Annotated in this window: 6 protein-coding genes and 3 pseudogenes; all 9 read left to right on the top strand. The window is 58.2% G+C overall.

All coding sequences use genetic code 11. From position 1 onward, the window contains the following. The first annotated feature begins 3 nt into the window (after window positions 1–3). A complete protein-coding gene (locus DL899_RS06145) occupies window positions 4–1,704 on the top strand; it encodes a branched-chain amino acid ABC transporter ATP-binding protein/permease (RefSeq protein ID WP_111733094.1) in 1,701 nt (566 codons plus the stop codon). Window positions 1,705–1,724: 20 nt separating this feature from the next. Next, window positions 1,725–2,414: an ABC transporter ATP-binding protein gene (locus tag DL899_RS06150; RefSeq protein WP_239494624.1), complete on the top strand. Its 690-nt coding sequence runs from the start codon at window positions 1,725–1,727 to the stop codon at window positions 2,412–2,414. After that, a complete protein-coding gene (locus DL899_RS06155) occupies window positions 2,414–3,493 on the top strand; it encodes an SDR family oxidoreductase (protein WP_111733096.1) in 1,080 nt (359 codons plus the stop codon). The genes DL899_RS06150 and DL899_RS06155 overlap by 1 nt, the downstream gene beginning before the upstream one ends. Window positions 3,494–3,502: 9 nt before the next feature. Further along, window positions 3,503–5,119, top strand: a complete 1,617-nt coding sequence (locus tag DL899_RS06160; RefSeq protein ID WP_111733097.1) for an AMP-binding protein — start codon at window positions 3,503–3,505, stop codon at window positions 5,117–5,119. Between the two features lie 66 nt (window positions 5,120–5,185). Then, window positions 5,186–5,305, top strand: a pseudogene (locus DL899_RS20220) (MaoC/PaaZ C-terminal domain-containing protein); the annotation flags it as partial. 202 nt (window positions 5,306–5,507) lie between these two features. Beyond that, window positions 5,508–6,874, top strand: a pseudogene (locus tag DL899_RS06170) (IS5 family transposase). Window positions 6,875–6,896: 22 nt separating this feature from the next. Then, window positions 6,897–7,661 carry an IclR family transcriptional regulator gene (locus tag DL899_RS06175; protein WP_111733099.1) on the top strand — a complete coding sequence of 255 codons (765 nt, stop codon included), beginning with the start codon at window positions 6,897–6,899 and terminating at the stop codon, window positions 7,659–7,661. A gap of 65 nt (window positions 7,662–7,726) precedes the next feature. Beyond that, window positions 7,727–8,179 (top strand): MaoC family dehydratase, encoded by a 453-nt coding sequence (locus DL899_RS06180; RefSeq protein WP_111733100.1) that lies wholly within the window; start codon window positions 7,727–7,729, stop codon window positions 8,177–8,179. Window positions 8,180–8,237: 58 nt separating this feature from the next. Continuing rightward, window positions 8,238–8,294, top strand: a pseudogene (locus DL899_RS20225) (hypothetical protein); the annotation flags it as partial. Between the last annotated feature and the right edge of the window lie 162 nt (window positions 8,295–8,456).

Below are 8,456 nucleotides of genomic sequence, written 5' to 3' on the forward strand. Positions count from 1 at the left end.
TCATTGGAATATGTTTATCATATTGGCGTCGTCATCAGCCTTTACGTGATTCTGAGCGTTTCATTCAACATCACGATCGGCCTTGCCGGACTATTTGCCCTAGCTCACGCATCTTTTTACGCCTTTGGGGCTTACGCGGCCGCTATTCTAAGCGTCAAACTGGGAATCGGTTTCCCTCTGTCGATGCTGGTTGGAATCGTTGGAGCGGGCGTGGTCGGGATGATCATCGCACTTCCCGCGCTACGCGTCGGCGGGCATTACCTTGTCATCATCACTCTTGCGTTCCAAGCGATCGTAACTGACTTTCTGCGCAACGCGAATGGGCTGACGGGGGGACCTGATGGCTTGGCGGGGGTCGAGCCGATCAACCTGTTCGGCGCTGATCTGACCACTCCGGGGGATTTCCTTCCGCTCGCCGTTTTCTTTGCGGTTCTGGTCTATCTGATCGGACAGCGACTCGAACGATCTCCGTTCGGTCGGGCGCTTCGCGCGATGCGCGAGGACGAGTCCGCAGTGCAATCGGTCGGCAAGAACCCAGTCGCATTCAAGCTTCTTGCCTTTGCCGTGTCAGGTGGCCTAGCGGCTATCGCGGGTAGCCTGTTTGCCCACTATGTCAGCTATGTCGGGCCCCACAGCTTTACCGTTGAAGAAACCATCTTGATTTTGACGATGGTGATCTTGGGCGGCATTGGCAATTTGACGGGCTCTGTCGTGGGGGCGATCATTCTGGTCTTGCTGCCAGAGGCGCTGAAGCTGTTGAGTCTGCCACCGATCACGGCGGATATGCTGCGAGGCTGCATCTACGGTGCCATGTTGATCGTCATTTTGCGGTTCCGGCCGCAAGGACTTCTGCCCGAGCGTCACTCCATTCCAAAAATAGCGGACAGCCTGCGGGCAGAGCTGAAGGCCGTGGGCAAAACTGTCTTTGATATCGCCAAGGTCGCTGCAAGCGGACCGACACTTGTGGGCAAAGGGCTGCACAAGCGGTTCGGTGGCATCGTCGCCGTTGACGACGCGACGATCACTTTGAAGGCTGGCCGTGTCACGGGTCTCATCGGTCCGAACGGGGCCGGCAAGACGACCGCTTTCAACCTGTTGACGGGCTTCATCTCGACAAATTCCGGCGAGGTTACTTTCCGAGATGAGTCCATTGGGGGCCTTCGTCCACATGAAATCGTAAGTTCTGGTATTGCCCGTTCCTTCCAGGACCTGCGTCTGTTTAGGTCCATGACGGTTTTGGAAAATGTACTTGTTGCGCTGCCCCACCAGGCTGGTGACAAACTGTTGAACGTTTTTTTCAGACCCAGGCTGGTGCGGCACCAAGAGGCTGAGAACCTCCTCAAGGCGGAGGCGGTCCTGGCCTATGTGGGCTTGCGCGAAAAGGCTATGGAGCGTGCGGACAACTTGTCCTATGCGGAAGAGAAGCTGCTGGTTATCGCCCGCCTTGTAGCCACCGGAGCAGAGGTATTGCTGCTCGACGAACCATTGTCCGGCCTTGATCCGACAACGCTTGAGCAGATTTTGCCATCTATCCGGCGGCTGGCGGAAGAAGGGCGAACCGTGTGTCTGATCGAGCACAACCTCGATGTGATCCAGAAGGTCTGTGACTACGCTTTCTATCTTGATGAGGGCAGGGTGCTGGCCGAAGGCCCGCCCAACGAACTGATGCAGGACCCAGAACTGCAGGGGCGCTATTTCCGATGATAAACAACGCAATCTTGAAAGTGCTCGACGTGTCGGTCGATCATGGCAACCGTCGGGTCGTGGACTCGATCAGCTTCGATGTGCTGCGGAATAAAATCCTGTTGGTTCTAGGCCACAATGGCGCCGGGAAAACCACGTTGGTTCGGTCCATATTCGGCTTGCACCCGATTGCCGCGGGCGAGGTCCAATACAACGACAAGCCGATCACGAACCGGTCCACCGAGGAGAATGTCAAGAACGGGTTTTCCTTCGTTCCCCAAGGCCACGGTGTGTTCAGAAGCCTGACGGTCGAAGAAAACCTGATGCTGGGGACAACGCACGTATCTGAACAAAAGAAGATACGCGAACGGCTGGAGACGGTTCGTGAACTCTTTCCCATCCTGTCAGAGCGACGGGCCCAGAAGGCGGGAACCATGTCAGGTGGACAGCAGCAGATGCTGGCAATCGGGATCGCGTTGATGCAGGGCCCGGACCTGCTGGTTCTGGATGAGCCGACGATCGGTCTGGCGCCCCGTCTCGTCAATCAGGTTGTCGAGAGCGTCGTGAAGATAAAGGAAACACTTGGCCTCAGCGTTGTCATCGTAGAGCAGAACATTCAGGCAAGCCTGCCTGTCGCAGATGGCGTCGTGATCCTGAAGACAGGACGCAAGGTGTATGACGGTGCGCCTGCCCCGCTGGCCGACCACAATAAACTGATGGAGTATTTCTGATGAAAAAATCCAAGTTGCTAGTCGCGGGTGCTCTTGGTGTCGTCGGGCGCAGCGTCCTCGAACATTTCGAGCGTTTGGACAACTGGGATGTGGTCGGGCTATCGCGCCGGGAGTATAACGGCGAGACCAAGGCGGACTGGCGTTCTGTCGATCTGCGCGATGCGGAGGCGTGTGACGCAGGTTTGGGCGATCTCTCTGATATCACCCACATTGCCTATTGCGCGGTCTACGAAAAGGCTGACGTGACCAAGGGTTGGTCAGAGCGCGATCATGTCGAAATAAATCTATCCATGCTTCAGAACCTCGTGCGGACCGTACAAAAGCACTCGCCCGTTCTAAAACAGATTTCCGTGTTGCAGGGCACCAAGGCGTATGGCGGTCACCTGGGGCCCTTCAAGATGCCCGCGCGTGAAACCGATGCACGATCGATGGGGCCGAATTTTTACTATGATCAGATGGACTGGCTGGCCGAAGAACAGCATGGCAAGGATTGGACGTGGACCATATTCCGGCCGCAGATCGTTTGCGGGGCCGCACTGGGCAGCCCGTTGAACATTGTCTCAGCCATTGGTGCCTACGCCGCAATTTCCAAGGAACAGGGATTGCCGCTACGGTTTCCGGGCGGGCCGGAACGGGTCGGCGAGGCGACCGACGCACGGCTGATCGCAAAGGGCATCGAATGGGCGTGCGACGCGTCGGCCGCCGCCAACCAGATATATAACATCACCAATGGCGATGTGTTCATCTGGCACAATCTGTGGCCTCGGCTGGCCGATTTCTTTGGCATGGACTTCGCCCCGCCTCAACCCATGTCTCTTGCCCGGATCATGCCGGAAAACACCGAGTGCTGGGATCGCATCGTGGCGCGCCATGGCCTCGTGCAAACGACCCTTCGGGACATGGTTCCCGACTGGCGTTTTGCCGACTTCCTGTTCGGTTACGGACAGCGCCCGAACCCGCACCACATGAGCACTATCAAGATCAGGCAACATGGGTTCGGTGACTGCATCGACAGCGAAGACATGTTTATCGAACTGCTGGGCAACCTGCAGAACAGGAACATCATACCGCGAAGCTAGGCCAGCCCCATGATATTTCTTCCAAATGGAACTGAACCCGAATGGACGACCATTGACGAGTTGATCCGAGACCAGGCACGTCGATCCCCTGACGCGCTTGCGGTCGAGGTCGGCGGCTGTGCGCTGACGTATGCGCAGTTGGACAGCCTGTCGGATTCGGTCGCGGTGCATCTTTCCAAGGCCGGTATCGGTCGTGGCGTGCGGGTCGGCACGATGCTTTACAATTCGATAGAGCAGATCCTGATCTTCATCGCGACGGTGAAACTGGGCGGCGTTTGGGTACCTTTGAACGTCTCGCTGCGTGGGGAAGACCTAGGACATGCGATCACGGATTCGGATCCGACCCTTTTCGTCTGTGAGGATGAAACCCTGCCCCATGTACGCGACGCCATCGCGATCACGAAATCCGGCTGTCAAGTCGCGGTGCTGGGCCACGAGTCTGGGGATGCGCTGTTTTCAGAAACAGATGCCCGTCCTGCGACCGTGGAAAACAGCGCAGGGGATCCGTCCATGATCATCTACACCGGTGGGACGACCGGGTTGCCCAAAGGTGTCCTTCTGCCTCATTTCGCCGTGGTCGCGGCCGGATACCGATATGTCGAGGCGTTCGAGATCAGACCTCAGGATCGCCATTATTCCGTTCTTCAACTCTTTCATGTCGGCGGCTTGTTCATCGGGTTGATGGGTCCGTTGGTCGCCGGCATTCCGACTCACTTCGAGCGCTGGTTCAGCGCCAGCCGTTTCTGGCCGCGCGTCGCCGAAGTGGGGGCCACTGTTATTGATCCGATCGGCACCATGGTGTCGGTGCTTTGTTCCACGCCCGAGACCCCGGCGGACGCCGATAATACTGTAAGGGTTTCCCTTGGCGCGCTCAGCCAGGTGCCCAAAAGATATGCTGAATCCTTCCCTCGCCGATTTGGGCTGGGGGTGGTGAACGTTTACTCGCTTACTGAATCTGGCGGCGTTCTGATCATCAACAACCGTCCCGGCTCGGACGAGCCTTTGGCCAACGGCTTGACGCATGGATGGTGCGAAATTTCCATTCGCGGCAAGGATGATACGCCCGTTTCCGACGGTGATATCGGCGAGATATGCCTGCGCCCGACGGTGCCGCATACGTTCATGATGGAGTATCTGAACAGACCGGACGCGACCGTCGAGTGTTGGCGGAACTTTTGGCTGCATACTGGGGATCTGGGCTACGTTTCGCCCAAGGGGTTCTTGTACCTCACGGGGAGACAGGCCCATTGGCTGCGCGTCAGGGGAGAGAATGTTTCCGCCTACGAGGTAGAGGATGTCCTGAGCGGGTATCCCGGCATCGCCGAGGTGGTGGTTATCGGCGTCCCGTCAGAGCTGGGTGAAGAAGACCCCAAGGCGTTTATCATCCCGGAGGAAGGCGCCGAGGTTGACCCCGAGGCGCTGACCCAATGGGCGCAGCAGCGCATGGCCTCTTTCAAGGTGCCCCGCTACATCCAGTTCGTGACCGACTTTCCCCGATCCTCGACCAAGCGCGAGGTCGCACGCCACATGCTCCGGGACCTGCCCAATGACAACATGTGGGACGCGAATACGGTATTCGGTCGCGGCCGATCGCGGGCGACAGGCCAATCGGGCGGAGATATCTGAACAATGCATACCCTTTACTACGAAGATCTCGAAATCGGCACCGTCTAACGAAGCGTCGGCCGAACAGCGACAGAAAGCGACAACACCATGTTCTGCATGCTGTCTGGCGACTGGAACCCGATCCATTGCAACACGCATTACGCTGAGCAATCCCGCTTTGGCGGTCGCATTGTTCCCGGGCTGTAAGGGCTGTCCATGATTGTCTGACGTCAGCGCCAATGGGACAGTTTAGGCTGAATTGATAGGATACTACCGTTGCCAATTGTCGGAAATCGATTGAACAACTCTTATCCGGTTAATTTTGTTTTTATATGGCCCGAATTTGTTGGGCAGGAAGTGCAGGATTTCGTATTATCCGGGCAGAAACCCTGCAATTTCGAGCCATGATATGAAGCCGCGAAAGCCTCCTCCGGAACAAGACGATCTCCTGCGCGCCCGATTGGTCGAGATGATCGACATGCGCCATGAGCTGGTGAAGCTCGCTGTCCTGATTGACTGGGACGTCTTTGAGCGGGAATGGGCGGGGTTCTTCCCCTCCCACACCGGTCGTCCCGCCACCTCTCCGCGTCTGGTTGCGGGGCTTTTGTATCTTCAGGATGCTTTCGCGCTCTCGGATGAGGCGGTCGTGGCGCGATGGGCCGGGAACCCATACTGGCAGCATTTCTGCGGCGAGACGTTCTTTCAGCACCGTCTGCCGATTGATCCGTCTTCCATGACGCGATGGCGCAAGCGGATTGGCGAGGAGGGTGTCGAATGGATGCTGACCGAGACGATCGAGGCCGGCAAACGCGCCGGGGTAGTGAAGGACAACGACCTCAAGCGGGTCACCGTCGATACCACGGTGATGGAAAAGAACATCGCCCACCCGACGGATGCCCGGCTCTATGAAACGGCGCGGCGCAAACTGGTCGGGCTGGCCCGCGAGGCGGGGATTGGCCTGCGGCAGAACTACAATCGCCTCGCACCCCGGTTGGCCGGTCAGGTCGGGCGATATGCCCATGCCCGGCAATTCAAGCGGATGCGCAAGGCGCTGCGTCTGCTCAAGGGCTATACCGGTCGCGTACTGCGCGACATCGAACGGAAACTCGACCAGGTTCCGGAGGGCGCGCTGAGGGTGCGCCTGATGGAAATGATCGCGCTGGTGAACCGGTTGCTGGCGCAGAAGCCGAAGGGCCGTAAAAAGCTCTACAGCCTGCACGAACCGACGGTGGACTGCATATCGAAAGAAAAGGCGCACAAACGCTACGAGTTTGGCACCGAGGTCAGCGTGGCCAAGACCAACCGGGGCGGTTTCATAGCCGGGATGCGGGCGCTGCCGGGCAATCCCTACGACGGCCACACGCTGGCCGAGGCGCTGGAGCAGGTCGAAATCCTGACCGGCCAGCAGCCGGAGTTGGCCTTTGTGGATCGGGGATACCGTGGCCATGGCGTCAAGAATGTGAAGGTCTTCATCAGCGGTGCCAGGCGCGGCGTCGCCAGGACCATCGCCAAGCTTTTACGACGGCTAAGTGCCATCGAGCCGATGATCGGGCACATGAAAAATGACGGTCTCCTGACGCGAAGCAACTTGAAAGGGACCGAGGCGACGCGCTTTTCGCCGTGCTCTGCGGTTGGGGCCACAACGTCCGTATGATCCTCAGGCACCTGAGGGTCTTTTTGCGCCAACTGATTTGGCTGGTCTGCCGAACCTGCATGATCGTAGACGCGGAAATGACACGTGATCGAAGAGTTCAGGTCGACATGCTGGCGGCCTAACAGAGATGTTCAGGGCGGACTAATGATGGATAGCACACCAGAAAAACTTGTCGGGGCTCTGGTAAACGGGATTGCGATCATCCGCTATCTGCAGAAATCCTGTGGCGGCGTCGGTGTCGGCGTTACGCAGGTGGCCCGCGATTTGGGTATCAATCCGTCGACCTGTTTCAACCTGTTGCGCACCCTGGTCCATGAAGGGCTGGCCAGTTTTGATCCCTCCACCAAAACCTATGCGCTTTCAATGGGTGTGTTGTCGCTGGCCCAGGGGGCGCTGGCCGGTGATAATCACATACGTGTGCTGCACCCCGAGTTGCAGCGCCTGTCTCTGAAATTCGGTGTCGCGATGAACCTGTGGCGGGTCGTGTCGGAAGACCGCGTGGTGCTGGTGGACCGGACCGAACCCACGGCAACGGTGCAGATCTCGATGCGGATCGGTCAAAGGCTGCCACTGTTCACGGGGGCTTTCGGGCGCTGTTTTGCCGCACAAAGTCGCCTATCCAAGGCGGAAATTGAACGCCGGTTCAATAAGATACGCTTGGTCAGACCACCGGATTTCGACCAGTGGTATGCTGAATTGGACCATGTGCGCCAGGTGGGCCTGGCGGTGGATCGCGGTAATTTTGCCGTTGGCATCACCACCGTCGCCGTCACCCTGTCGGATGCCAGGGATCAGCCCTTTCTGGCAGTCAGCGCGATCAGTATTTCCGAACAGATTGACGATGCCAAGCTGGAATCTCTCAGCCGCGAAATGCTGGGACTTTCCAAAACCGTCAGACAAAGGGGATGATAAGTCAAATATGACTTGTGATTCATAACTCATGGTGGTCAACTTTCCGCATAAGGGAGGCCTAGATGGAATCATCCCAGGATCACTGGTACGAAACCTTGTCGCCCGGCACGGTGCTGTCGCTGCCCGATATTGATTGCAGCAAAGCGCGGATTGCCCAGCACTCGGAGCTTTTTGACGCCTATCATCCGGTCAACACCAGTTCGGACAACCGCTTTGGCCGCGCCATCGCACACGGGCCGCACCCGGTGGCGCAGGCCATGGCGTCTGTCGGAAATCTTTTGCCCAATAGCCTTGTCGCGATGAGCCAGCTTGGTCCGTGGCGGTTTCTGTGCCCGGCCTTCGTGGGCGATCGCCTGACCGCCGACGCCACCGTGATCGGCCGCGGGGCCGCCTCACGCGGGAGTGGCACCGTTGTTCTGGAAGTGCGCATCATAGCTTCGGACGGCCGGGTTTCGCAGATCGGAGAGGCGCATCTGCTTGTGCGCCAGCGTCCCAAACCGAAGGAATCGGCATGATCTGGAGCCAGGAACACGACGAGCTGCGCCGCACCACCAATGCGGTGATCGATCCCATGTGAACCCCTTCGTTGACCAATGGGAAGAAGAGGGGATTTTCCCGGCCCGGCAGGTGATGAAGGCCTTTGGCAATGCCGGGCTGCTGGGCATTGAATCGCCCCGGTTTTACCGGAGACCTATAGCGTCATTTCGCGCGACCATATCGAGCACGTCGCGCTGTGCATAGAAGTTCTCTTCTGCCTCGGCTGGCGGGATGTTTCCAATCGGGCCAAGCAGT

The organism is Roseovarius amoyensis (assembly GCF_003260265.1).
Classification (GTDB): Bacteria; Pseudomonadota; Alphaproteobacteria; order Rhodobacterales; family Rhodobacteraceae; genus Roseovarius; species Roseovarius amoyensis.